Source organism: Chryseobacterium sp. SG20098 (genome assembly GCF_031844745.1).
Lineage (GTDB): Bacteria > Bacteroidota > Bacteroidia > Flavobacteriales > Weeksellaceae > Chryseobacterium > Chryseobacterium cucumeris.
In genome coordinates this window covers 2,083,963-2,109,524 of record NZ_CP134622.1, presented here as the reverse complement: position 1 = coordinate 2,109,524, position 25,562 = coordinate 2,083,963, and the positions used below count along the sequence as shown (strand labels likewise).

Annotated in this window: 22 protein-coding genes; 16 read left to right on the top strand and 6 right to left on the bottom strand. The window is 35.2% G+C overall.

Annotated features, from left to right (window positions below):
• Positions 1-59: 59 nt before the first annotated feature.
• Together RHP76_RS09600 and RHP76_RS09595 are read left to right on the top strand one after the other, a co-directional pair.
• A complete protein-coding gene (locus RHP76_RS09600; RefSeq protein ID WP_311230055.1) occupies positions 60-905 on the top strand; it encodes an alpha/beta hydrolase family protein in 846 nt (281 codons plus the stop codon).
• On the top strand, positions 902-1,546 hold the full coding sequence (locus RHP76_RS09595) for an HD domain-containing protein (RefSeq protein ID WP_311230054.1): 645 nt from the start codon (positions 902-904) through the stop codon (positions 1,544-1,546). Before RHP76_RS09600 ends, RHP76_RS09595 begins: the two co-directional genes overlap by 4 nt.
• On the opposite strand, the gene RHP76_RS09590 is transcribed toward RHP76_RS09595, so the two are convergent.
• Entirely contained in the window at positions 1,543-2,781 is a 1,239-nt protein-coding gene (locus RHP76_RS09590) for a porin family protein (protein WP_311230053.1), read from the bottom strand. The genes RHP76_RS09595 and RHP76_RS09590 overlap by 4 nt on opposite strands.
• A 68-nt stretch (positions 2,782-2,849) precedes the next feature.
• On the opposite strand from RHP76_RS09590, the gene RHP76_RS09585 reads away from it, so the two are divergent.
• A complete protein-coding gene (locus RHP76_RS09585) occupies positions 2,850-3,443 on the top strand; it encodes a hypothetical protein (protein WP_311230052.1) in 594 nt (197 codons plus the stop codon).
• A 44-nt stretch (positions 3,444-3,487) separates the two neighbouring features.
• Here the strand turns inward: RHP76_RS09585 and RHP76_RS09580 are convergent, their stop codons facing one another.
• On the bottom strand, positions 3,488-3,718 hold the full coding sequence (locus tag RHP76_RS09580) for a hypothetical protein (protein ID WP_062673962.1): 231 nt from the start codon (positions 3,716-3,718) through the stop codon (positions 3,488-3,490).
• Positions 3,719-3,859: 141 nt separating this feature from the next.
• Entirely contained in the window at positions 3,860-4,750 is an 891-nt protein-coding gene (locus RHP76_RS09575; RefSeq protein WP_311230051.1) for a DUF72 domain-containing protein, read from the bottom strand.
• Positions 4,751-5,065: 315 nt separating this feature from the next.
• On the opposite strand from RHP76_RS09575, the gene RHP76_RS09570 reads away from it, so the two are divergent.
• Positions 5,066-8,251: a TonB-dependent receptor gene (locus RHP76_RS09570; RefSeq protein WP_311230050.1), complete on the top strand. Its 3,186-nt coding sequence runs from the start codon at positions 5,066-5,068 to the stop codon at positions 8,249-8,251.
• Positions 8,252-8,520: 269 nt separating this feature from the next.
• Here RHP76_RS09570 and RHP76_RS09565 read toward each other — a convergent pair whose 3' ends face one another.
• The 3 genes from RHP76_RS09565 to RHP76_RS09555 all read right to left on the bottom strand — a co-directional run bounded on the left by RHP76_RS09565 (position 8,521) and on the right by RHP76_RS09555 (position 11,599).
• Positions 8,521-10,179 (bottom strand): ribonucleoside-diphosphate reductase subunit alpha, encoded by a 1,659-nt coding sequence (locus tag RHP76_RS09565; RefSeq protein WP_062673967.1) that lies wholly within the window; start codon positions 10,177-10,179, stop codon positions 8,521-8,523.
• A gap of 55 nt (positions 10,180-10,234) precedes the next feature.
• On the bottom strand, positions 10,235-10,525 hold the full coding sequence (locus RHP76_RS09560; protein WP_062673969.1) for a hypothetical protein: 291 nt from the start codon (positions 10,523-10,525) through the stop codon (positions 10,235-10,237).
• A gap of 99 nt (positions 10,526-10,624) precedes the next feature.
• Positions 10,625-11,599 (bottom strand): ribonucleotide-diphosphate reductase subunit beta, encoded by a 975-nt coding sequence (locus tag RHP76_RS09555; RefSeq protein WP_311230049.1) that lies wholly within the window; start codon positions 11,597-11,599, stop codon positions 10,625-10,627.
• 424 nt (positions 11,600-12,023) lie between these two features.
• Here RHP76_RS09555 and RHP76_RS09550 point away from each other — a divergent pair, with 424 nt between their 5' ends.
• The 12 genes from RHP76_RS09550 (at position 12,024) to RHP76_RS09495 (ending at position 25,554) form a co-directional block, all read left to right on the top strand.
• The gene (locus RHP76_RS09550; protein ID WP_062673972.1) at positions 12,024-12,713 is read left to right on the top strand and encodes an ABC transporter ATP-binding protein; all 690 of its coding nucleotides are present in this window, start codon (positions 12,024-12,026) and stop codon (positions 12,711-12,713) included.
• Between the two features lie 98 nt (positions 12,714-12,811).
• On the top strand, positions 12,812-13,168 hold the full coding sequence (locus RHP76_RS09545; protein ID WP_277695422.1) for a four helix bundle protein: 357 nt from the start codon (positions 12,812-12,814) through the stop codon (positions 13,166-13,168).
• Positions 13,169-13,298: 130 nt separating this feature from the next.
• Complete coding sequence (locus RHP76_RS09540; protein WP_120232078.1) at positions 13,299-14,528, top strand: ABC transporter permease; 1,230 nt, start codon at positions 13,299-13,301, stop codon at positions 14,526-14,528.
• Positions 14,529-14,613: 85 nt separating this feature from the next.
• Entirely contained in the window at positions 14,614-15,885 is a 1,272-nt protein-coding gene (locus RHP76_RS09535) for an ABC transporter permease (RefSeq protein ID WP_062673979.1), read from the top strand.
• 43 nt (positions 15,886-15,928) lie between these two features.
• Positions 15,929-17,140, top strand: coding sequence for an efflux RND transporter periplasmic adaptor subunit (locus RHP76_RS09530; RefSeq protein ID WP_062673981.1), 1,212 nt, complete (start codon positions 15,929-15,931; stop codon positions 17,138-17,140).
• Between the two features lie 125 nt (positions 17,141-17,265).
• Complete coding sequence (locus tag RHP76_RS09525; RefSeq protein WP_120232077.1) at positions 17,266-17,832, top strand: hypothetical protein; 567 nt, start codon at positions 17,266-17,268, stop codon at positions 17,830-17,832.
• A 50-nt stretch (positions 17,833-17,882) separates the two neighbouring features.
• A complete protein-coding gene (locus RHP76_RS09520; RefSeq protein WP_311230048.1) occupies positions 17,883-19,409 on the top strand; it encodes a glycosyltransferase family 39 protein in 1,527 nt (508 codons plus the stop codon).
• A gap of 158 nt (positions 19,410-19,567) precedes the next feature.
• On the top strand, positions 19,568-20,473 hold the full coding sequence (locus RHP76_RS09515; RefSeq protein ID WP_216443993.1) for an NAD(P)/FAD-dependent oxidoreductase: 906 nt from the start codon (positions 19,568-19,570) through the stop codon (positions 20,471-20,473).
• A gap of 150 nt (positions 20,474-20,623) precedes the next feature.
• Positions 20,624-21,889 carry a serine hydroxymethyltransferase gene (gene glyA / locus RHP76_RS09510; protein ID WP_034699074.1) on the top strand — a complete coding sequence of 422 codons (1,266 nt, stop codon included), beginning with the start codon at positions 20,624-20,626 and terminating at the stop codon, positions 21,887-21,889.
• 57 nt (positions 21,890-21,946) lie between these two features.
• The gene (locus tag RHP76_RS09505; protein ID WP_062673988.1) at positions 21,947-22,405 is read left to right on the top strand and encodes a regulatory protein RecX; all 459 of its coding nucleotides are present in this window, start codon (positions 21,947-21,949) and stop codon (positions 22,403-22,405) included.
• Between the two features lie 358 nt (positions 22,406-22,763).
• Complete coding sequence (locus RHP76_RS09500) at positions 22,764-24,692, top strand: polysaccharide biosynthesis protein (RefSeq protein WP_288443360.1); 1,929 nt, start codon at positions 22,764-22,766, stop codon at positions 24,690-24,692.
• A 40-nt stretch (positions 24,693-24,732) separates the two neighbouring features.
• Positions 24,733-25,554: a polysaccharide biosynthesis/export family protein gene (locus RHP76_RS09495; protein ID WP_120232073.1), complete on the top strand. Its 822-nt coding sequence runs from the start codon at positions 24,733-24,735 to the stop codon at positions 25,552-25,554.
• The last annotated feature ends 8 nt before the right edge of the window (positions 25,555-25,562 follow it).

Below are 25,562 nucleotides of genomic sequence, written 5' to 3'. Positions count from 1 at the left end.
AACATAAAGATATAAGTAAAATGTCCACTTTTATAGTGGATTTTTTTCTTTTTTATATTATGGAAAAACTAATATTGACCACAGAAGACCATATTAATCTTGTTGCCCATTTATTTAAGCCGGAAAGAGATAATGGTAAACTATTACTGATTAACTCAGCAACAGGGGTAAAGCAGCAGGTCTATTTTTCTTTTGCCAGCTACTTTTGTGAACAGGGATTTACAGTTATTACCTATGATTACAGAGGAATAGGACTTTCCAAGCCGAAAAATATGAGAGGGTTTCAAGGTTCTATGAGGCTTTGGGGCTCAAAAGATTATAAAACGATAACTCAATATATCAAGTCAGCATTTAAAGAATACAAAAAGTATTGTTTAGGCCATTCTGTAGGTGCACTCATTCTGGGAATGAATGAAGATTCCAACATTTTTGAAGAATTTGTTTTTGTAGGAACACAAAATGCTTTTGTAGGAAACCTTAAAGGAAGAACAAAAGTTGAAGCGTATTTAGGTTTTGGAATTGCCCAGCCATTAACAACTTCATTGCTAGGATATTTCCCCGCACATTGGTTTGGATTGGGAGAAAGTCTTCCAAAAAATTGCGCATATGACTGGAGAACCTTAATTTTAAACAAGAAATCAACCAATAAGCTGTTGGAAAAAATTGATGACTTTTCTAAAAATTTAACCCAGAAAGTATTTGTAATCCGGGCTGAAGATGATATATGGCTTACAGAAAAAGGAGTATTAAGTTTATTAAATAATACCTATTCAAATCTCAAACCTACATACAGGCTGGTCGCTGCTTCAGAATCAGATAAAAATGAAATCGGGCATATCAATTTTTTTAGAAGTTACAACAGCAAACTATGGGATATTATTTTAAATGAACTGATAGATAAATGAAAAGTACGATTGACAACACAGTAGCATTTGTAAAAGAAAAATTAGAAGGAGCAGAAGCCGGGCATGACTGGTTCCATATTGAAAGAGTCTGGAAGCTGGCCGCTCAGATAGCAGAAACAGAGGATTGTGACAAAGAAGTAGTAGAATTGTCCGCACTTCTTCACGATATTGCCGATCCTAAATTTCATAACGGAGATGAAACCATTGCTCCCAAAATATCAAGAATCTTTCTTGAAGAACAGAACGTATCTGAAGAAATCATTCAGAAGGTCTTATTTGTCATTGAAAATATTTCGTTCAAGAACAGAGATCAGGCTCCGGTAAATCCACCCATTGAACTCCAGATTGTGCAGGATGCCGATCGTATTGATGCCATAGGCGCCATTGGAATTGCCAGAACATTCAATTTTGGAGGTTTTAAAAATAACCTGATGCATCATCCGGATATGAAACCCAAACTGGGAATGTCAAAAGAAGAATATAAAAAATCTAACGGGACAACTATTAATCATTTCTATGAAAAATTACTGCTTCTGAAAGATATGATGAATACTGAAAAAGGAAAAAAAATGGCCGAAGAAAGACATAATTATATGCTGAATTTCCTCGACCAGTTTTATAAAGAATGGAATGTAGATTAGAAAATGTTATATCCAAGAATTAGCGAAGCATACTTTAGGTTTGCTTCAGCTCCTTTTTCTTCAAAAAGATTCATGCCTGTATTATATCTTGCCTCTATAATGTACTTATTATTGTAATTATATCCTATTCCGAATAGAACACTTTTGAAGGCTTGGGAAGAAGATAGCTTTAATCTATCAAATACATATCCATCATAATCTATTGGAAAATCCTTCGCTGAACTGGTTTTCAGAGTTAGAACGTTAATACCGGCATTAATAAATATTTTTGATTTATCACTAATAAACATATAGTGTCTTATGCTCACAGGAATGTTAATAAATGAATAATTATCCACATGTATATTATACAAATTATCATTTGTTCTTATTGTTGACTTATTACTGTAAAGGGAGAATGTAGGTTCAACTACAACTGACCATTTGTTTCTATTAAAAGGTAATACAAGTTCTGCTTCAACACCTATCCTGAATCCAGTTTTTGAAGGAAGGCCGTCATTACTAAAGGTTTTTGTTATTTCCACTGGTGAGTAAAAATTAAGTCCAGGTCTGATAGCTAAGTTAAACTTTGAATTTCTTTTAATTTTGGAAGGAACTTCTTGGTTGGTAGTTCCTGAAATTTTATTATTATATGTCGAGAAAATTTTCTTCAGGTCATTATTTGTATATTTTGTTTTTAGTGCACTTGTCTGGGCTATATTGTCATCTGAAAATATAGCTTTCAATTGATCAATATATTCCTCATTTGTTGCAATTTGCAGATTGTTTCCGTTAAAAAAGTATTTTTTATAAATCAATGGCTGGATAGAAGTATTTGAATCAGAATCAGAATAAAAATATCTTGTTATATTTTGCCCCTGATAAGAGTATAGATTTTTATTACCTGTTACGATTTCCTTAAGGAATACAGGTCCCTTTTTAAATTCTGGTTCCTTGCTGGAAGAAAGTTCTCCCGTATTATCAGAAGAATAATCAATATTACCGTTGTAGGTAACATATTTTACATCATTATAAATCCCGAATTCTTTAATTGTAGAGGGATTTCCTGTGCTTTCTTCTGATTTTTCATCCGTTTTGTAAATGAAATTGTTCGGGTTGTTTGCCCATCCCTGATTTTTGATAAGTACTTCTTTTTTTACATCATTACTATTAATGATATAACCTTTTTCAAATTTTATCTGAGCGCAGATTAATGCAATACAGAAGGAAAATAGTACCGAGAATGTTTTTTTCATGGTTATCTAAAGTTAAAATATTGGCGCAAATATAGATAAAATAGAGATAAGAAGTATCTTTGTAAAATATGACACTCATTATTTTCATAATATTTTTAGCTTCTGTTCTTTCCTTGGTTCTCTTTAAGGTTAAATCAGGAAGCGTGGCCAGATGGGCAAAGCTGTTTCGTATTGTAACAGTTGTTTTTTCAATTTCTGTATTTACGTACTGGTTTATCAAGAAAAGTGCTGTGGCATTTGTTGATAATTCTGTGGGGCTTCAGGTGGTTAATAAACTTCCACAGGCATTGGATTTTTACTTAATCAAAGTAGATAAAACAGATCAGAATACAACCCTTGAGCCTAAACATATTGGAAAAATACGCCCGGAATATTACAGAATAGAATACCTGAAAATGGATAAGTCTGATGAATACTGGATTGCAGGCTATCTTGGAAAGAAAAACTTAGTCTATTTTTCTCAACATTCTGTACCTAATAAAAATATTGATCAGATTGTAGAAGTACAGAACTACATCAATCAAAGTATGAAGCTGTCTGATGCGGCCAAAAAGCAGGTAGACGCTTATAATTATGAGAATACCAAACTGGGAATCTGGATTACGCTGGACTTTCTGCTTCTGTTTCTCAATCTTGTGCTGCTGATTAGAAAAAATAAATAAAAAAGGTAATGAGTTTCCAATACTCATTACCTTTTTAGTTTCTGTCAAGGATAATCCAGAATCTGCATAATCCGTTCCTTGAATTCTTCAGGACAGGCTTTGATAAGTTTATCCTTATTTTGTTTACTGATTTCTTTAGGCTCAAGCCATTCGCTCTTATTGGAATTCAAACTGTGGCTGTCATATACTCTTTTTATGGTATGATTTTCATAAAAAATATATTCATCACCAAGCCAGTTGCTAGCAATGCTGATTGTACAAATTTCCTTTTCCATAATTTATGTTTTAAAGCATAATGTTTAGTGAAATACATTATACTCTAATATACAAATTTTTTTGTTACAGAGAGGAATGAATCGGGTGTAAGAAATTAACTGAATGTAGCCTATTTAATTTTATCTCAGCAATCCTTTGTGCTAAAAAAGTGTTCCGGTACTTTCTGTTGCCATTTGCGGAATATGAATATCAGTTTTCCATTCTTCATTCATCTTCCTGATAAAATAAGCGGATAATAAAGGAGAAGCTTTTTCAATATTCTGGTGTACGAAGAAATAAAGATTCTGAAGACCTGCTTTTTTCCATTGGGTAAGATGTTTCAACCAATCATCCAGTCTTTCGTAGTCACTTTCAGCATTGGCTCCTACATAGCGGATAAATGCATTAGGGGTAGTAAGTCGCATATGAAGCATATCTCTTCTTCCGGCGGTATCTACAATGATATTGGTGATATTATGGGCTTCAAAAAGTTCACAGGTTGTATTCAGAATTTCTTCATCGGCAAACCATTCCGTATTTCGGAGTTCTATGGCTAATGGAACTTCTTTAGGCCATTCTTTTACGAATTTTTCCAGCCTGTCATAGTCCTTAGGCTTAAAATTATCGTGAAGCTGAAGAAAAGCCATTCCCAGTTTCTCATCAAAATTGATAATAGCAGAAGCAAAATGAGTCACGGGATCCGTCACATCAATCAGCCTTCTGAAATGGGAAACCGTATTGGTGATCTTAGGGAAGAATTTAAAATTTTCCGGAGTTTTTTCTTTCCAGGTTTTTACCTGATCAGGAGTGGGCATTCCATAGAAAGTAGCATTCAATTCGATAGAGTTAAACTGAGTGGCATAATAAGTCAACTCATCCTTAGTTCCTTTAGGATAGAACCCTTTAAGATCCGTTTTATTCCATTTGGCACATCCGATAGAAATATTTTCAAGTCCTTTTGTATTGAGTGCCAGTATTTCTTTCGTTTTAGGGTGGTCTTTAGGTAATGTGAAATCTATTTTTGAAGGATCTTCTACTTGTCCGAATTTCATATCTGTAGTTTTGGTATTAAACAATATACACAAATATAAACCAAAAATATCAGAGGTTCTATAGTTTTCATAGAAAGTAATTCAATAGAAAATGACTGTCGATATTAAAATTTTAAGAAATTAAAACCTCTTGAAATGATTGGAAAATAGTACGGTTTTTACGTTTTCGGTAGTTTCTTAAAAGATTTTCACAATATTTCTATTAAGTTTTTTTTAAGGAAATGTTAAACATTCTGTTACGTAATGTTAATTCTATGTTACCATACTTCATCTTTACTAGGTCTAATTTTACACCAAGTTTATAGCGAATAAAATATGAAGAAAAAAATCATCTGTGCTTTTGCTTTGCTATCGTTTGGATTTGCATTTTCACAGGAAACCAGCTCTAAAATTTTTGGAAGATTAAAGGGAATTTCTTCTGAAGTCACAGTAAAGGTAATACACATTCCTACCAACAGTACCTTTGAAACGAAAAGTAACAGCAAAGGGCAGTTCAGTTTAGATAATCTTCAACCGGGAGGGCCTTACAAAATTGAAATTTCTGACGGATCACAGGTTATCTATGAAAACCCTAATCTGCAGCTTTCTTTAGGAAACAACGACTTACCTGTAGTAGAGGTAGGAAGTAAAGAAAAGACAATTGATGAGGTAAAAATTACATCTAAAAAAGCTACGGCAAAATATGGAGTAGGAATCAGCCAGGCACAGATTTCAGGCCTTCCGAATATCAACCGTGGAATTCAGGATGTTACCAAACTGGTTCCTCAGAGTGCCAACAACTCTTTCAACGGAACCAATTTCCGTTATAATAACGTAACAATTGATGGCTCTATCAACAATGACGCTATTGGCTTTAGTCCTTCATTGGGAGGGCAGACTGGTACATCAGGAATGCCGGGAAGCAGTACCCGTTCCAATTCAATAAGTCTGGATGCTATTCAGGATGTGCAGGTGTATATCGCACCTTACGATGTGAAATTGGGGAATTTTCTTGGAGGAAGTATTAATGCGGTAACCCGAAGTGGAAGTAATGATGTGACAGGTTCAATTTATGCATACGGAAGAAATGCAGCCATTACAGGAAGAAACAGGGTAGGGGATAATTCTAAAATGCCGAGTGATTTTGAAGATTTTATCTATGGAGGAAGAGTAGGATTGCCGGTGGTTAGAGATAAGGTGTTTCTGTTTACCAATCTTGAATATACCAAAAGAAAAGATCCTGTTTTCTATAATGCCAACGATCCGGGAGCACTGGTGAATGAACAGACTGCACAGCAGATTTCAGATTTTGTACGAAATAAATATGGATTCAATGTAGGAAGCTTTAATCAGTATAACAATTTCTCTGAAAGTTCTAAACTTTTCAATAAGTTAGACTGGAAAATTAATGATAAACATACTTTATCCATTAAAAACAATACAGTATTTTCACAGGCATCCAACCTGGAAAGAGACGGAGCAAACTTCAGATTTTCCAGTATGGATTTCGTTCAGAAAAATACAGCATCTACCACTACACTCGAATTGAAAAGTCGTTTTAATGATAAATGGAGCAATAATTTGGTGGTAGGATATTCTTCCATTCATGATTATAGAGATCCTACTTCCGGCAACGCTATGTTTCCACAGGTAGAAATAGCTTACAACGGCGGAACTATTCTTCTTGGAAATGATAGAGAGGCTACGGTTTTCAATATGAAGCAAAAGACTTTCGAAATTACTGATAATCTTACTTATAAAAAAGGAAATCATACTTTCTTATTAGGAACCCATAATGAGCTGTACAATATCAATTACGGTTTTGTGAATGCTTTGAACGGAAGAATTTCCTATAAAAACCTGACTGATTTTTATAATGGAACGCCTGCAAGAATAAGAGGTACCTACCCTTTCAATGGAGAAAGCAGAGAGACCCTTTTTGATAATCCTTATGCACAATATAAAGTAAATCTGCTTTCCATGTATCTTCAGGATGAAATCAACTGGGGAAGAGTGAGACTTTCACCTGGAGTAAGAGTAGATTATACGGATTTACCAAATAAACCACAATTGAGTCCACTGGTAACCAATTCACCTCAGGATCCAAACGCTGGAAATACCTATAATTACACCCCACTAAGCCAGCTTACCAACAATTACCTGAATAAACCGACATTCTCTCCAAGACTTGGGTTTACGATTGATCTTACAGAAAACAGATCTATGGTGCTACGAGGAGGATCAGGGATTTTTGTGGGAAGAATTCCTTTCGCGTGGTTGGGATATGCTTATTATAATGATGGAGTAGGTTTTGGAAGTTATGATTATAATGCACCGACACCAGCACAGCTTGCTACCAACGGAGATCCATTGAATAGTGCTAATTTCCCAAAATGGCAGAACTCTTCAAAAGTACAGGTTGATCTTATTGATAATAATTTTAAAATGCCAAGAGTGTGGAGGAGTTCATTAGCTTTCGATTATACTTTGGCAGGATATAAATTAACCTTAGAAGGAATCTATACAAAAGTACTTTATGATCTAAAATTCCAGCAGGTGAACAAGACGGATAATGTGACGTATTACAGCTATGATACGAACCATGAAATGCCCATCTATACCACAAATATCAACAGTAACTTCTCTAATGCTTATCTTTTATCTAATACAAAAGAAGGATATCGTTATAACCTGACAGCACAGCTTTCAAAATCGTATGATTTCGGATTTAATTTCTTTGTGGCCTATACTTACGGAGATGCTAAAGATATCACCAATGGTATCAGAAACTCGATGGAAAGTAATTGGCAGATGAACCAGTCTCTTACGCCTAATGATCCGAAGCTGACCACCTCCAATTTCGCTATCAAAAACAGAGTGGTAGCCAATCTTGGATATGCCTTTAACATTTCTGATATGAACAGGTTATCCACCAACGTATATTTCAATGCTCAGTCTGGAAATCCTTTTTCCTGGGGATTTGTAAACAGTACAATTGCCAATACGGGACAGGCTGCAGGACTTGCCTATGTTTTTAAAGATGCTGCAGAAGCTACAAAATATATCGTTCCTATCAAAGATGCCGCAGGAAATGTAGTGGTAACTGCTCAGCAGCAGATTGCTGACTACGAAAATTTTGTCAACAGTAATGACTATCTGAAATCCAGACGAGGGAAGTTCACAGAAAGAAACGGCGATGTGACTCCATGGAATATTCAGGCAGATATTAGAATCATGGATGAAATCAGGCTAAGCAAGAAATCCAAAAATAATATACAAATCTCATTAAGTATCATCAATTTTACCAACTTACTAAACAAAGACTGGGGTAAAGTATATTTTGTACCTAATACTTTCAACTCTACAGCAAGTGTGGGACTAACAAAGGTTGGAAATATAGCAACAGGACAACCTTCTGCTGGAGATCCTACGTACAATTTCAAAACACCGGGACTGCCTTATACTATTGATCAGTTTGCATCAAGGTTCCAGGCTCAGCTGGGAGTACGATACAATTTTTAATGACGCTTTTACATTTTACTTCATATAATTCTTTTTCCAAGGTTCGGATTTTCTTTCCGGACCTTTTTTATGAATTGTAAACTAAAAATTATGATTGATAAATGATGCCAACATAAGAAATGTATTTTATTCTTACTAAATCATTTTAAATACACGCAATCATCTGTGAGAATCTGTGGGAAACTAAACTATCAATCAAGGCCTATGAAAACGACAAAAGCACACCTTTCGGTATGCTTTTGTAAATATAGCGTGTTTATTACTTGGTTCTATGCCTCACAGCTTGAACATGATACGAAGTTAACCATCATTTCTTTTGAAACGGATGAACTTCGTTGGTAGTAAAGTGTTTTTACTCCTTTTTTCCAAGCTTCAATATAAAGGTAGTTGACATCTTTTACAGGCATTGTAGAAGGAATCTGAAGATTCAGTGACTGTGCCTGATCAATATATTGCTGTCTCTGTGCTGCCTGAGAGATAATCTCCATTGGAGAGATTTCTTTGAACGTTTTGAATACTGCCTTTTCTTCAGGAGTAAGCTCGTTCAGGTGCTGTACCGATCCGTGGTTCAGCATGATTGTTCTCCATGTTTCTTCGTTATCCAGTCCTTTTTCTTTCAATAGTTGTGCAAGGTATTTATTCTTACGCATAAAGTTTCCTTTCGCAAGACCTGCTTTATAATAGTTGGAAGAGAAAGGCTCAATTCCAGGAGAAGTCTGTCCTAAGATGGCAGAACTTGAAGTGGTAGGAGCAATAGCCATTGTTGTGGTATTTCTCAATCCGTATCCTTTCAATACTTCTGGTTCTCCATAGATGTTGGCAAGTTCTCTTGAAGCCTGCTCAGCCTGTTCTTTGATATGTCTGAATGCTCTTGCATTGAACTGAGTCGCCTCAAAGCTTTCAAACGGAATCATATTTTTCTGTAAATAAGAGTGGTATCCTAAAACGCCTAATCCAAGAGCTCTGTGACGCATCGCGAAGTTTCTTGCTCCCTGTAGGTAATAGTTTCCTTCAGTTTTGTCAATGAACTCTGATAATACAGCATCAAGGAAGTATACTGCCAGTTTTACAGCATCGGTATCTTTCCACTCATCATACAATTCCAGGTTCATGGAAGACAGACAGCAGATGAAAGATTCTTCCATTGTTGATGGAAGCATGATTTCAGAACAAAGGTTACTTGCATTCACTGTCATTCCCAGGTCTTTATAAACCTGAGGTTTATTTCTGTTCACGTTGTCTGTGAAGAAAATATACGGAAGACCTTTTTGCTGGCGGCTTTCCAATACTCTTGCCCAAACTTTACGTTTTTCCATATCACCGTCAATCATATCCTGCATCCAGTAATCCGGTACACATACTCCGGTAAACAGGTTCTGAATCGGGCTGCCGATATCTTTAATGGATAAAAATTCTTCAATATCCCCGTGGTCAATATCTAAGTAAGCAGCAAAAGCACCTCTTCTTACTCCTCCCTGAGAAACCACATCCATAGCCGTATCGAAAAGCTTCATGAATGAAACTGCTCCTGAAGATTTTCCGTTATCTGTTACAGCAGTTCCTCTGTTTCTCAATTCTCCAAAATATCCTGAAGTACCACCTCCGATTTTAGTCTGCATGATGACTTCACCCATTTTATGAGTAATTCCTTCAATGCTGTCCGGAATGTGAACGTTGAAACAGGAGATAGGAAGACCTCTTTCTGTTCCCATATTAGCCCATACAGGAGAAGAGAAGCTGATCCATCCTTTCGTGATCATTTCTTTGAATGCCGGTTGAAGTTCAGGCTTGTATAACCTTTTTGCAGCAGCAGTGGTAATTCTGTCGATAGCTCCGTCTACCGTTTCACCTTTCAACAGATATCCTCTGTTCAGCATTTGCTCAGACTCTTCATTGAGCCACCATATATTTGAATTTTGCTCTTCCATAGATGTTATATTTTCGAATTCCGGAATGAGAGAATCACTCCGGAATTTTGTTTTTTTATAATATTGATTGTAAAATTTCTACTTTGTGGGAACCGTTCAGCCCGCTTTCGTCTCTTAATCTCTGAAATTCTTTAAAAGACGGAACATTCAAAACCTCATGCTGAACTTCTTCATTGATGTAGTTTGAATAATGTACAAAAGTAACACCATCTTCCTTTACAAAAACTTTATATTCAAAGGTGGAAGGATCTAAATTTTTGAAATCTTCCAGAAACTTTTGGATATTCGTTTTATTGTTTGGAACAAATTCGGGGTTTACCGTATAGGTTACTATTACATTAATCATTTCTTTTGTATTTGTGCTTTACTGATGAACAACAATTTCACTTATTAATCAGAAAAGGGTAGTCCTGATACTGACCGCTTTGACGCTCGCTCGTCAATATTAGAACAAGTCGTTTGCTGTAATACTTTTATCGTGTTTTGTATAATCAACAGGTCTTTTAGCAAAGAAATCATCTAATGAATTGGCGAAAACTTCTTCCTCGAACCATACCATTGGTCTGTATTGTTCAGGAGTAATGTTGTATTTTGTTTTCATGTTGATTTTCTTCAAGCTGTCATCCACACGGTATTTCATGAAGTTTAACAGATCTTCTTTAGAAACGTTGTCGATTTCTCCCAGTTCAAAGATCCAGCTAAGAATGTCTCCTTCTCTTGCGATAGACTCATCTACCAAAGTGTAAATGTCTTCGATATCGCTGTCTGTTAACAAGTCAGGCTGCTCCTCACGGATTTTGTTGATCAGGTAGATTCCTGCATTAGCGTGAATCTGCTCATCTACGGAAGTCCATGCAATAATATTGGAAACGTTTTTCATGAATCCTTTGAATCTTGTGAAAGAAAGGATGATGGCAAACTGCGAGAAAAGAGAAACATTTTCTACTAAAATACTGAATAATAGTAAAGCAGAAACATACTCTTTAGGGGTTGCAGAATTAGCGTGTTTTAAAGCATTTCCCAGGAACTCGATTCTTCCTTTTACAGCAGGAATTTCGATAACATTAAGGAATTCGTCATTGTATCCTAATACCTCTAATAAACGGGAATATGCTTCAGAATGACGAAACTCGCATTCTGCAAAAGTAGATCCTAATCCATTGAATTCCGGCTTTGGTAGGTGGTTGTATAAATTCCCCCAGAATGTCTTTACAGACACCTCGATCTGTGCAATGGCTAACAGCGCATTTTTCACAGCATGTTTTTCATGTGGTTCCAACTGCGAATGAAAATCCTGAACATCTGCAGTAAAGTCCACTTCCAAATGTACCCAGAACGATTTGTTGATTGCCTCTACAAATTGAAGAACCTCCGGGTATTCAAATGGCTTATAACTTACTCTTTTATCAAAAATTCCCATATTAAATATCTTTATAATTAAATAATTTAGATCTCTGTGGACAACGTTCAGGAAATACTTAACTTTTTGTTTATCTGCAAGTTGTGGATTAAAGTTATTCACTTCCGCAAATTCATATTTCTTGTAAAGAACTAATAGCAAAGTTCGAAAAAAAGAACTGATTTTGAAAGAGGTAAATACTAATAGGCTGACTTTTAGCCTGAAAAGTTTTCCACATTTACATGAAACTGGCTCGGATAATAGGCTAGACAGCAATCTTGAGGATAAATAGATACAAATACAGAGTTACAGTTAAACAATATTTTGTAAAGTATTATAAATAAAGGTCTATTGTGTTAAACAAAAAAATATTTGAATAAATTTTTATTCTTGTAACAATTTGAAAATATCATCTACTTATTGGGTATAAAACATACATCACTTAATGTTAGTAATTCAGGATTTAAATAAGTCATACGATACAGGGAAAAGCAAACTTCATGTTCTCAAAGGAATTAATCTGAATATTTCTGAAGGGGAGTTTGTTTCTATTATGGGAAGTTCCGGTTCCGGAAAATCCACGCTTCTTAATATTATTGGGATTCTGGATGAAAAAGATTCAGGTATCTATGAATTGGATGGAGTTCCTATCGAACATTTATCTGAAGTAAAAGCTGCGGAATATAGAAGCAGGTTTTTAGGATTTATTTTCCAGTCTTTTAACCTTATCAATTATAAAACGGCTTTAGAAAATGTAGCACTTCCTCTGTACTATCAGAATGTACCGAGAAAAGAGCGAAATCAGAAAGCGATGGAATATCTGGAGAAAGTAGGATTGGCACAATGGGCCAACCACCTTCCGAGTGAACTTTCCGGAGGACAGAAACAAAGAGTCGCTATTGCAAGAGCTTTGATTACAGATCCAAAAGTAGTACTGGCAGATGAGCCTACAGGAGCATTGGATTCCAAAACTACTCATGATATTATGAAACTACTTCAGGATATCAATAATGAGGGGAAAACAATCATCGTTGTAACCCATGAACCTGATGTAGCTGCACAAACTAAAAGAAATGTAGTACTGAAGGACGGGATTATTGAAAGTGATGAGTTTATTAAGCAGATTGTATTATAAGTGAATCGTGAATGGTCAATTTTGCTTTACAAGTGAATTGATAATGAAGAGGGAAAATAATTAATAACACACACGAATGAATATGAGAAAAAATAAAAATGTTTTTAAATCTGAACCATTATAAGCTTGACGTATATCGGTCAGCCAGAGAATTAAGAATAGAATGTTATAAAATTTTATCTAAAATCCCTGATCATGAAAAGTTTAACATAATCGATCAGATACGAAGAGCTTCTACTTCAGTTGTACTAAATATTACTGAAGGATGTTCAAGAAAATCTGAACTGGAAAGAAAGAGGTATTTTGAAATTGCCAGAGGTTCGGTTATTGAGTTGGATTCTTGTTTTGATATCGTTATAGAATGTAATTATATTAAAATAGAGGAATTAACAAAAATTGGAAATTTAATAAAAACAGCATTTATCTTGTTAAGTAAAATGTTAAAAAAAGATTAGAAATGTGAAAATTAGTCAGGTTCGTAACTAAAGTTTTGCGAAGAATAAATTGACAACAAAGTTAATTGACTTCGAAGAAAATTGAGAGCGCAGCTAATTGACTTTTTTACAAAGTAAAAAAATAAAAACTATGTTTGACCTAGATCGTTGGCAGGAAATATTCAGTTCTATCCGGAGCAATGTGCTCAGGACGGTACTTTCAGGGTTTACGGTAGCCCTGGGGCTGTTTATTTTCATCGTACTTTTTGGAATTGGAAAAGGACTTCAGAATGCTTTCTCAGAAGGATTTGCCGGAGATGCTAAGAACCTTATTATTATTTCAACAGGGAAAGCCACTTTAGCGTATAAGGGATTACAGTCTGATAGAAATGTTTCAATGAATAACGCAGACTATGATTTTTTGATAAATGCAGATAAGAAAAAAGCGGGTCCTTCAAGTCCCAGGTATAGCGCCAATTTAATGGTGAAATATGGGAAAGAGAGTGGTCTCTATCAGATCAATGGTGCTGAGCCGGGAGAGCAGGTTATTGAGAATAGAAAAATTATTGATGGTCGTTATCTGACATCTATGGATTTGACAAGGAAATTAAATGTTGCCGTAATCGGAAGAATGGTTCAGCGGGATTTGATCAAAAATGGAAATCCTATTGGAAAAGAGCTGGATATTAATGGAACGATGTACAAGGTGATCGGAGTCTTTTCAGATGATGGAGGAGACCGGGATGAAAGACATATTACAGTGCCTATTACCACTTTACAGCAGATGAAAAAGGGTTCTGACACAGTGAATATAGCTTATATCACCTATAATGATAAGTTGACTCCGGATCAGGCCATAAAATATGGTGATGAGTTACAAGATAAACTGAAAGCCAGAAAAAATGTTTCTCCTGATGATGAAAATGGAGTTCGTGTCTGGAATAACGCCAAAAATATGAATGATACATTTACGTTTATGGCAGTTCTTACCGCTATTGTTGGATTTATTGGTCTGGGAACATTGCTTGCGGGAATTATCGGGATCAGTAATATCATGGTGTATATCGTGAAAGAAAGAACCAAAGAAATCGGAGTACGAAAAGCTATTGGGGCAAAACCAAGTGGAATCGTAGGACTGATTGTTCAGGAAAGCGTTGTGATTACAGTGGTATCCGGACTTGTAGGAGTAGGAGTAGGTGTTTTGACATTAAGCCTTATTGGTGACAGTCTTGAAGAATTTTTCATTAAAAGTCCAAGTGTAGGTTGGGGGGCTATTATTATGGCATTTATTGCCCTGATTTTTTCAGGATTGATTGCTGGATTTGTACCTGCGTACAGAGCTTCAAGAATCAAACCTATTGAAGCATTGAGAACAGAATAATATAAACTAAAAAACAAAAGCAAATTTTTAGTTAAAAGAATGAATGGAATTCATAACTCATATTTATAACTTATAATTCAAAAAGGTGAATATCATATTTAAAAAAGATACTTGGCAGGAAATTTATTATTCATTGAGGAATAATAAACTCCGAACATTTCTTACCATGATTGGCGTAGGATGGGGAATGTTTTTGTATGTAAGCCTTCTTGGAGCCGCAAAAGGGATGGAGAATGGTTTTGATAAATTATTTTCCGGTTTTGCCACCAATTCAATCTTCTTATGGGCACAGAAAACATCCATTCCATATGAGGGATTTCCTAAAGGAAGAGAAGTTCACTTGAACTTAACCGATATGGATATGCTGAAAAGGAAAGTAACAGCCATAGATTATATATCGCCACAAAATGCCAGAGGAAGCTTTACCGGAACACCGGGAGAATCAATGTCAAGAAACGGGAAAAACGGTACTTATTCATTAACGGGAGATTACTCTGTAGGAAATAAAATTTCAGAAAAGAAACTGATCTACGGACGCTATATCAATGATGCCGATGTTTCCGGAAATAAAAATGTAGTAGTTATTGGAGAAGAGATTTATAAAAACTTCTTTGATTCCAAGAAAAAAGAAAATCCAATAGGAAAATCAATCAATATTAAAGGTCTCTTCTTTAATGTCATCGGAGTTTTTCGTGTGAAAAAAGGAGGCGGCTTTGAAAATGATCAGACCGCTTTCATTCCACTTTCCACTTATACGAAAATGTATAATGCAGGAGACCAGATAGACCTGTTTGCGATTGTAAGTAAGCCTAATGCTAACGTTAATTCCGTGGAAGAAGATGTAAAACAGGTTTTAAAAACCAAAAATAAAGTTTCACCTGAAGACACCAATGCTTTCGGAAGTTTCAATCTTGGAAAAGAGTTTAAAAAACTAACCGGTTTTCTTACTGGGATGCAGCTACTGACCATTATTGTTGGTACACTGACGATTCTTGCAGGAGTAATCGCTATCTCCAATATTCTTTTGATTACAGTAAAAGAGAGAACCAAAGAAATCGGAATCAGAAGAGCATTGGGAGCAAAGCCTGCTGAAGTAAGAAATCAGATTTTGCTGGAAAGTGTTGTGATTACACTTTCCTCAGGATTAATAGGTTTTATGTCTGGAATTTTTGTACTCATGATTCTCAATGCGGCTACCCAGGGTCAGGATTCATTTCCTTTTTATAATCCGACAGTTAACTATGGAAACGTATTTGCGGCGATGGCTGTAATGGTGGTTTTAGGATTGATAATCGGGATGATTCCTGCGCAGAGAGCGGTAAAGATCAGACCTATTGAAGCATTAAGAACAGAATAATTAATTTTCACATCATTCAATTTAAAAAAAATAAACTATACATATGAAAAAGAAATTCACCTGGAAAAAAGCCATTTATATAGTCTTGGGGCTTTTATTTGCAGTGGCATTGTTCTCAGGGCTTGGCTATTTTATCAAATCAAACTCCAAAGAAAGTGAGGCTTTCCTTACCCGCAAACCTACTATCCAGAATATGGATGATAAAGTAATGGCTACAGGGAAAATCGTTCCCAAAGAAGAAATTGAAATCAAACCCAATATTGCTGGGATTATCGATAAGATTTTAGTAAAAGAAGGAGATAAAGTAGAAGTAGGACAGCTGATTGCTACCGTAAAAATTGTTCCAAGTATCTCCGAAGTAAACGCTGCTCAGCAGGAAGTTCAGAATGCGCAGATTCAGATCAGCAATGCTCAGATGAATGTAGGGAATATGCAGAAACAGTTTGAAATGCAGGATAAGCTATACAAACAAGGAGTCGCTTCTAAACAGGAGTATCTGAACGCCCAGCAGCAATTGTACTCTCAGCAACAGACTTTAAAAAATGCCCAGCAGCAATTGAATACCGCTCAAAAAAGATTACAGATTGCTAAAACAGGTGCCACTCCTGAACTTAAAGGACAAGGGTTAGCGACTACAGAAATTCGGTCCAAAGCTTCAGGTACTGTACTGGAAGTTCCTGTAAAAGCAGGAAGCCAGGTGATTGAAGCCAATAACTTTAATGCCGGAACTACAATCTGCTCAGTGGCTGATTTAAATGTTTTGATTTTTAAAGGTGAAATTGATGAAGCACAAGCAGGAAAGCTAAGTGAAGGGATGGATATGAACATCGTGATCGGTGCTCTTCAAAATAAAACTTTCCCTGGAAAACTAACGATGATTGCTCCAAAAGGAAAAGATAATGCAGGAACAATTAAATTTCCGGTAGAAGGAAACGTAACTAATCCTAATAATGAGTATATTAGAGCAGGTTTTTCTGCGAATGGTGAAATTGTATTGAGTTCTCAGAAAAATGCATTATTATTGGATGAGTCTTTAGTTCAGTACGAAAAGAAACAAGGAAAAGATGTACCTTTCGTAGAAGCAAAACAAAAAGATGGGAAATTCAAAAAAGTATATGTGAAACTGGGAGCTAGTGACGGGATCAACGTTCAGATTCTTCCGGGATCAAATATCACAAAAGATACCGAAGTGAAAGTTTGGAACCCTTCTGATAAAGACAAAGAAGAGCTTAAAGAAAAAGCAAATAAAAAATAATAAACTACACTATACACTTTTAAACTGTGAATCCCGGAGGAATTTTTTTCGTCCGGGATTCTTTTTTTAGATCAAAACTTTTGCAAGTGTAAATTCCTATATTTGAATTGGATAATCTATGAAAAATGTGCAGATACGCTGGGAAAACCTATAAATCACATTACGTATGCTTCAAATGCAGAAAATCATTTAAACAACAGAATGTATACGATATTATAAAAAGAGTAGAAAAAGAAAAAGTATACCATGAGCCTAATGGGAAGGTAATTCGTAAAGTGGGATATGTTTTCACAAAAAGAGAAACAGAAGAATTACAAAAAATTGTTTCAGAGATTGAAAACAGAACTATAAAATGTCCTGAGTGCAGCAACGTAATGGCTGATCTGGGGAAAGATTTCAAAGCTCCAAAAAAAACAGCAGTCAAAGAATGGAAAATTATAGAAAGTCTTTTAAAAACAGGAAAATGCTTTCATACATGCGGCTGTGATGGAATTGGATATATTCCCAAAAATCCTAATGACTATGAAATGTATTTAAAAACCATCTTGCAGTCTTATCAGGAATCATTGATTTCATGTCAGAATAAATCTATAGAAGAATTCCCGGATAAAAATGAGGAAATTAATTATTGGTCAGACAAGATTCAAAAAGTAAAAACTGAAATTGCTGATAATAAATTCGGAAAGGTGTAACAAAAAGTAATTTTAAAATGTCTTAATTTTAAATTCCAAACTATACCTCCATGAAAAAAGACTATTGGATTCTGTTACTTTTTATCATTGCAAAGTTTGCACTCCAATACTCGCTGATAAGCCCTGAGTATGAACTTCACAGAGATGAATACCTGCATCTTGATCAGGCTAATCACCTTGCCTGGGGATATCTCTCCGTTCCTCCCGTTAATTCCTGGTTGGCCTGGATAATTAAAATGTTGGGAAATTCCATCTTTTGGGTTAAATTCTTTCCAGCGCTGTTCGGAGCTTTGACGATAGTACTGACATGGAAAGTTGTGGAAGAGCTCAATGGAAACCTGTTTGCTAAAGTACTGGCTTCTTTAGGGCTATTATTTTCAGTACTTCTTCGGGTAAATATGTTATTCCAGCCAACCTCTCTGGAGATCTTTCTATGGTTGTTTATTTACTACAGTCTGATTAAATATTTCAATTCCCAACAAGTAAAATGGTTGTATATAGGTGCCATCATTGTCGGAATAGGAATATTAAACAAATACAATATTGCTTTTTCATTGTTAGGGCTTATTCCTGCATTATTGCTGACAGAGCAAAGGAAGATTTTTATGCTGCCTCATGTGTACTGGGCTGCACTTTTAGCTTTGATTATTATTTTTCCCAACCTTCTCTGGCAGTACCAGAACCAGTTCCCGGTTGTTCATCATATGAAAGAACTTTCTGAACGGCAGCTTGTACATGTAGACAGAATGGATTTTATGAAATCCCAGATTTTATTTTTTGCCGGAGTTATTTTTGTGATGATTGCAGGCTGGGGAGCATTGCTGTTATACAAACCTTTTGAAAAATACAGGTTTTTCTTTTGGAGCTATATCTTCACGATCATTCTGTTTTTGTTTTTTAAAGCAAAAGATTACTACGCAATCGGACTCTATCCTGTGTATATTGCTTTTGGTGCTGTTTTTCTCGGAAATTTATTTGAAAAAGGCCGGAAAAGATTTTTGAAGCCGGTTAGCATACTTATTCCAATACTTTTATTTCTGCCTTTGTATAATGTGGCTTTTCCAAATAAAAGTCCTGAATACATCGTGTCCCACCAAAGTCAATACAAAAAATTAGGGTTGCTTCGCTGGGAAGATGGAAAAGATCATCCGCTGCCACAGGATTTTGCTGATATGCAGGGTTGGAAAGAGCTGGCTCAAAAAGTAGATAAAGAATATTCCAGATTGTCAAAAACCGGAAAAACCATGGTACTGTGTGATAATTACGGACAGACCGGAGCTATTAATTATTACTCAAAAGCCGGAGTCGTGGCAGTGTCATTTAATGCAGATTATATCAATTGGATAGATGTAAACAAAAAATATAAAAATGTGATCAGGATTAAAGAGGCATCTGAAGCAGGAAAAGAACTTAAAGAATCCGGTTCCTTTTTTGAAATTGCAACATTAAAAGATTCCATTACCAATCCTTACGCGAGAGAAAGAGGAACTGCAATTTTCAGTTTGCAGGGAGCAAAAGTAAATATCAACAAGAGAATTCAGGATGAAATTATCGAAGTTAAAAATGAATGGAAATAGTTTTCAATAACGTTGGAAATGATGATTTGCAGATAGGATAAAGCTAATAGATAAATATTATTGCAACTTTATTGCGTTAATTGATTTTAGGTTAACTTTGTATTATCAATTATCAATTATCAATTATCAATTATCAATTATCAATTATCAACTAAACTATGGAAAACAAAAACTTTGATGTCATCATAACAGGAGGAAGCTATTCAGGATTATCTGCAGCAATGGCTTTGGGAAGATCATTAAGAAATGTCCTGGTTATCGATAACGGAAAACCTTGCAACAGACAAACTCCACATTCCCATAATTTTGTTACTCATGACGGAAAAACACCTGCGGAAATTGCAAAGCTGGCAAAACAAGATGTAGGAAAGTATGATACCGTACGATTTTATAATGGAACAGTGGTAAAAACTTCGAAAGCAAATGAAGGTTTTGTGATTGAAACTTCAACAGGTGAAAAATTTTACGCTAAAAAATTGATCCTTGCCTCAGGAGTGAAGGATATTATGCCGGATATTCCCGGATTTGCAGAATGTTGGGGAATTTCTGTTATTCATTGCCCATACTGTCATGGCTATGAAGTAAAAAATGAAATTACCGGAATTCTTTCCAACGGAGATATGGCCTACGAGTTTTCAAAACTGATTTTTAATCTGACTAAAAACCTCACTTTATTTACCAATGGAAAAGCCGTTCTTAGTGACGAACAACTTGAAAAACTAAAGAATAATAATATCATCCTTAACGAAGATGAAATCAAAGAAGTAAAACATGAAAATGGTTTCATTCAAAAAATAATTTTTAAAAACGGAAAGGAAGTTCCATTGCAGGCTTTGTATGCGAAAATTCCTTTTGAGCAAAATATCAATGTATCTGATGATCTGGGGTGTGAACTTACAGAACAGGGATTTATTAAAGTGGATATAATGCAGAAAACAACCGTTTCCGGACTTTTTGCCTGTGGAGATACTGTAACCATGATGCGTTCCGTAGCCAATGCAGTTGCCCAAGGGAATTTTGCCGGAGCTATGGTGAATAAAGAACTTTCTGATGATGAATTTTAAAGGCTTTTTGACACATTTAAAAGAACCATAATGTAGGATTTGTGGATATATATATTCATTTTTTAGTGTTTAAAAATCATTTTTTCAATAGAGAAATCTCGACGAAAATTCCGTACATTTGGGGTGAAAATTTCAAAAACTAAAAGTAAAATGGATATTATTTTCGACCTGATTGAAAAGGAAAGACAAAGACAAACCCATGGTTTAGAACTTATTGCATCAGAAAACTTTGTTTCTGAAAACGTGATGAAAGCAATGGGAAGTGTACTGACAAATAAATATGCTGAAGGATATCCCGGAAAAAGATATTACGGAGGATGTGAAGTAGTAGATGAGGTTGAAACTTTAGCGATTAACAGAGCTAAAGAACTTTTTGGAGTAGACTACGTGAATGTTCAGCCGCATTCCGGTTCTCAGGCGAATGCAGCCATTTATCTTGCAGTTTTGAAACCAGGTGACAAAATCATGGGGATGGACCTTTCAATGGGAGGACACCTTACTCACGGTTCTGCAGTGAATTTCTCAGGGATTCAATATAACGTAGTTTCTTACGGTGTTCAGCAGGAAACAGGTCTTATCGATTATGACCAAATGAGAGAAGTGGCATTGAGAGAAAAACCAAAAATGCTTATCGCAGGTTTCTCAGCGTATTCAAGAGATTTAGACTATGCTAAGTTCAGAGAAGTAGCAGACGAAGTTGGAGCAACGCTTTGGGCAGATATTGCTCACCCGGCAGGTCTAGTGGCAAAAGGATTGTTAAACTCTCCATTCGAACACTGTCATGTAGTAACGACTACTACTCACAAAACCCTTAGAGGACCAAGAGGAGGGATGATTATGATGGGGAAAGATTTTGAAAATACTTACGGTCACAAAACCCCAAAAGGAGAAATTAAAATGATGAGCCAGGTGCTGGACGGAGCTGTATTCCCAGGTATTCAGGGTGGTCCTCTTGAGCACGTAATTGCTGGTAAAGCGGTAGCGTTCGGTGAAGCATTGGACGTACAGTTCGAAACTTATGCAAAACAGGTTAAATCTAACGCTCAGGCATTATCAAAAGCAATGATCGACAGAGGTTTTGATATCGTAAGCGGTGGTACAGATAATCACCTGATGTTAGTAGATCTTAGAAATAAAGGAGTAAACGGTAAAGAAACAGAAAAAGCATTAGTACTTGCTGATATTACTTGTAATAAAAATATGGTTCCTTTTGATGATAAATCACCATTTACAACATCTGGTATCAGATTAGGAACTGCTGCTATTACTACCAGAGGACTTAAAGAAAATGATATGGATACTATTGCAGGGTTAATTTCTGAAGTGGTAGATAATATCAAGAATGAAGAAGTTCTTGGATCTGTAAGAAAGAAGGTTAACGAATTAATGGAAGGTAAAGCTCTGTTCAATTACTAACAGACATTCCAATATCATATAAAGAATGGGCAAACTGCTCATTCTTTTTTTATTACAATGGAAAAGAAATCTTATACTTTCGACGAAATTAAACAGAAGCTTGTTAACTATTGTGTTTACCAGGACCGCTGCCATGCGGAAGTGGAACAGAAGATGAGAGAGTTTCTGCTTATTGATGAAGCAAAAGAAGAAATTATTTTATTTCTGCTGAAAGAAAACTTTCTGAACGAAGAAAGATTTACCAGGAGCTATATCCGAGGGAAATTTTACATTAAACACTGGGGAAAGACCAAAATTAAGATCAATCTGAAACAAAAACAGATTTCAGAGAGGTTGATAAGCTCTTGTTTTGATGAGATTGATGACTCAGATTATGAGAAAACCATCAGAAAAATTTTTGATGATTATTATACCAAACAAACTGGCTTGAAAGAATATCAAAAAAAAACCAAAACTATAAAATATTTGATGAGTAAAGGTTTTGAGTATGAGAAAATAATTGATATTTTTGGCTAAATATTAATAAATAAAAAAAAACTTGACGTATGACTTTTAGGAAAAAAAACAATCAGTTCATTGAAAAAGATTGATATATAAAGATTTAATAATTCTTTTAAAGAAAAAACAGCTGAAATAAAAAATTTACATAGATAAATGTCGTAGTCATAAACAGTTTCTATGGTATGATTTTTGTCTGTGGGTTTAGCTGTACCACAATGAAATTGTTAGATTTTATAAATGTAACATCAAATTTATTTTTGATTTCAGCATATTGAAATAAATTTATTTTACTTTTGCATGATTGTATCAAAACTATCTTTGATTGGATAATTAGATATTATACCTTAATTAAATATGAACACCAATATAGACAATGTACAATTCTCTTAGAAAAACAATATTTGGAGGGGATAATGTTGTCAATCTCTCAGACGTAAGATATCTTCCTAGATGGATAATTCTTGTAATAGACATTATTATTCTGGTAATATCTTTATTTCTTTCTACCTACATTATCGCAAAAATTACAAAACAGGAATTCATATATCATGATGATAAAAGCCTAATTTTCGCTTTTATTATTCTGGTGAATGCTGCTTTTATGTATATCTTCAAGACCTATGCCGGGATAATCCGCCATTCCACCTTTATAGATTTATTTAAACTCCTGATCTCCTGCTTTTGCACAATGCTGGCTATCGGAACTGTAAATATCTGCTATTTCTGGATTACAGGAAGCAAATTTATCCTTACTCCTTATCTGATGCTTTATTTCGTAATTTCATTTATGGGATTATTTCTTTTCAGACTTTATGTGAAGGAATTTTTCCATATTGTGAGGGAATACAGAAGAAGCGCACTGAAAAAAAGAATTTTAGTATTGGGAATTGATGAGCAGTCTATTGCCATTGCACGTGCAATTCTTGATAACCCGAGTTTACCTTATCAGGTAGTAGGTTTCTTGACACAAAGAACAGATTCTAAAAGAGCGTCCCTGCTGGGAAAGCCCATTTATGAAAAAGAAAAAATAGAAGAAAATACCAAAGAAGATCTTATTATTGATGGCGTTCTTGTTGTTAAAGAAATGATGGCCAGAGATGAGATGAATTCATGGGTAAATCTATTTTTAGAGAAAGATCTTAACGTCTTTAAAGCGCCATCTGTACAAAAGCTTAGAGACAGTGATCTGGGTGGATCTATCAGAAATCTCCAGATTGAAGATTTATTAAATAGAAAGCCTATCAAAATTCAGAACGAAAAAGTTAAAAGCAGACATTTTGATAAAACAGTATTAGTAACCGGTGGAGCAGGTTCCATTGGAAGTGAGATCGTAAGACAGGTTGCTCTCTTTAATCCTTCATTGATTGTCGTTTTAGATCAGGCAGAAACACCGCTTTATGAAATTGAACTTGAAATGAGAGAGAAATTTCCTCATATTCCTTTCAAATTTGTTTTAGGAGATGTTTCCAATCATCATAGAATGGAATCTCTGTTCCAAACGTACAATTTCTCAATGGTATATCATGCAGCTGCTTATAAGCATGTACCTTTGGTAGAGGAAAATCCTCATGAAGCTATCTTCGTTAATATATTAGGTTCAAAAATTGTTGCGAAACTATCCAGCAAGTATAAAGTAAACAGGTTCGTAATGGTATCTACAGATAAAGCTGTAAATCCAACCAATGTAATGGGAGCTTCAAAACGTGCTGCCGAACTTTTTGTGCAGTCTCTTCAGAATGTAGAAGGAAACGTTACCAAATTTATTACAACAAGATTTGGAAATGTATTAGGATCCAACGGTTCTGTAATTCCTCATTTTAAAAAGCAGATTGAAGCTGGGGGACCGGTAACGATTACCCATCCGGAAATTGTAAGATATTTCATGACTATTCCTGAAGCTTGTGAACTGGTTCTTCAGGCAGGAACAATGGGAGAAGGAGGTGAGATCTTTGTCTTTGATATGGGTGAGCCTGTAAAAATTATTGATCTTGCGAAAAGAATGATAAAGTTATCAGGATTCGAACCTAATATAGATATCAAGATCATCTATACGGGATTGAGACCGGGAGAAAAATTGTATGAAGAACTCCTGAGTGATGATGCGAAAACACTTCCTACTCATAATGACAAAATTATGATTTCTAAAGATCCTTCAATGGGATTTGAAGATATAGATACACTTACCAAGCAAATTACTAAAGCTTCGCTGAGAAGAGATAAGGTGGAAGTTGTAAGGATTCTTAAAACAATAGTGCCGGAATTCCGAAGCAATAATTCAATTTATGAGGCTTTGGATAAATAGGAAAAAATATAAATGTATATTTGCACAATTTAACAAGATAATGAAAGGAAAAATATTAGCATTAGTATTGGTGTCCTCTTTAGCGATTTCCTGCAAAGTGAACCCCAATGCTAAGAATGATTTAAATTACATGCAGAATATAGAACAGGTTGCAATTAACGCATCTGCGAAAAATTCAGCAAATACAATCCAGGTTGGGGATCAGTTGGTTATTCTGATCACTGCAAAAGATATGGATGTTGTAAAACCTTTTAATCAGAATTATTCTTCCTCAGAACTTATCCAGACAAATGCAATGGCCGGCGGAAATACTCCTAATCAGGGATCAACAGTACTTTCAGGACCAACTTATATTGTAGATGCAAATGGAGATATTGACTTTCCTATATTAGGTAAACTGAATACATCGGATAAAAGTCTGACCGCTTTTAAAGACGAACTTAGAGAAAAAATGACGAGGTATGTTATTAACCCAACAATTAATATCAGGCTCTCGAATTTTAAAGTTACAGTACTTGGAGAAGTCAACAGACAAGGAGACTATACCATAGCAAACGGACAGGCAACTGTTTTAAATGCATTAGGAATGGCTGGTGACCTGACGCAATATGGGAAAAGAGAAGATATATTGGTGATCAGAACAGAAAATGGTATTGTTTCTCATGGGCGTATTAATCTTCAGGATGCTAATCTCATTAATTCTCCTTATTACAACCTGAAGCAAGGTGATGCTATTATTGTTTCCTCAAGCAATACCAAAGATGTTTTAGCAAAACAAAATCCCAATACGACTCTTTACCTTACGGCAGCTTCTATTGCTATTACAGCAGTAGCAGTAGTAATCAGTTTATTTAAGAAATAAAAAAATTA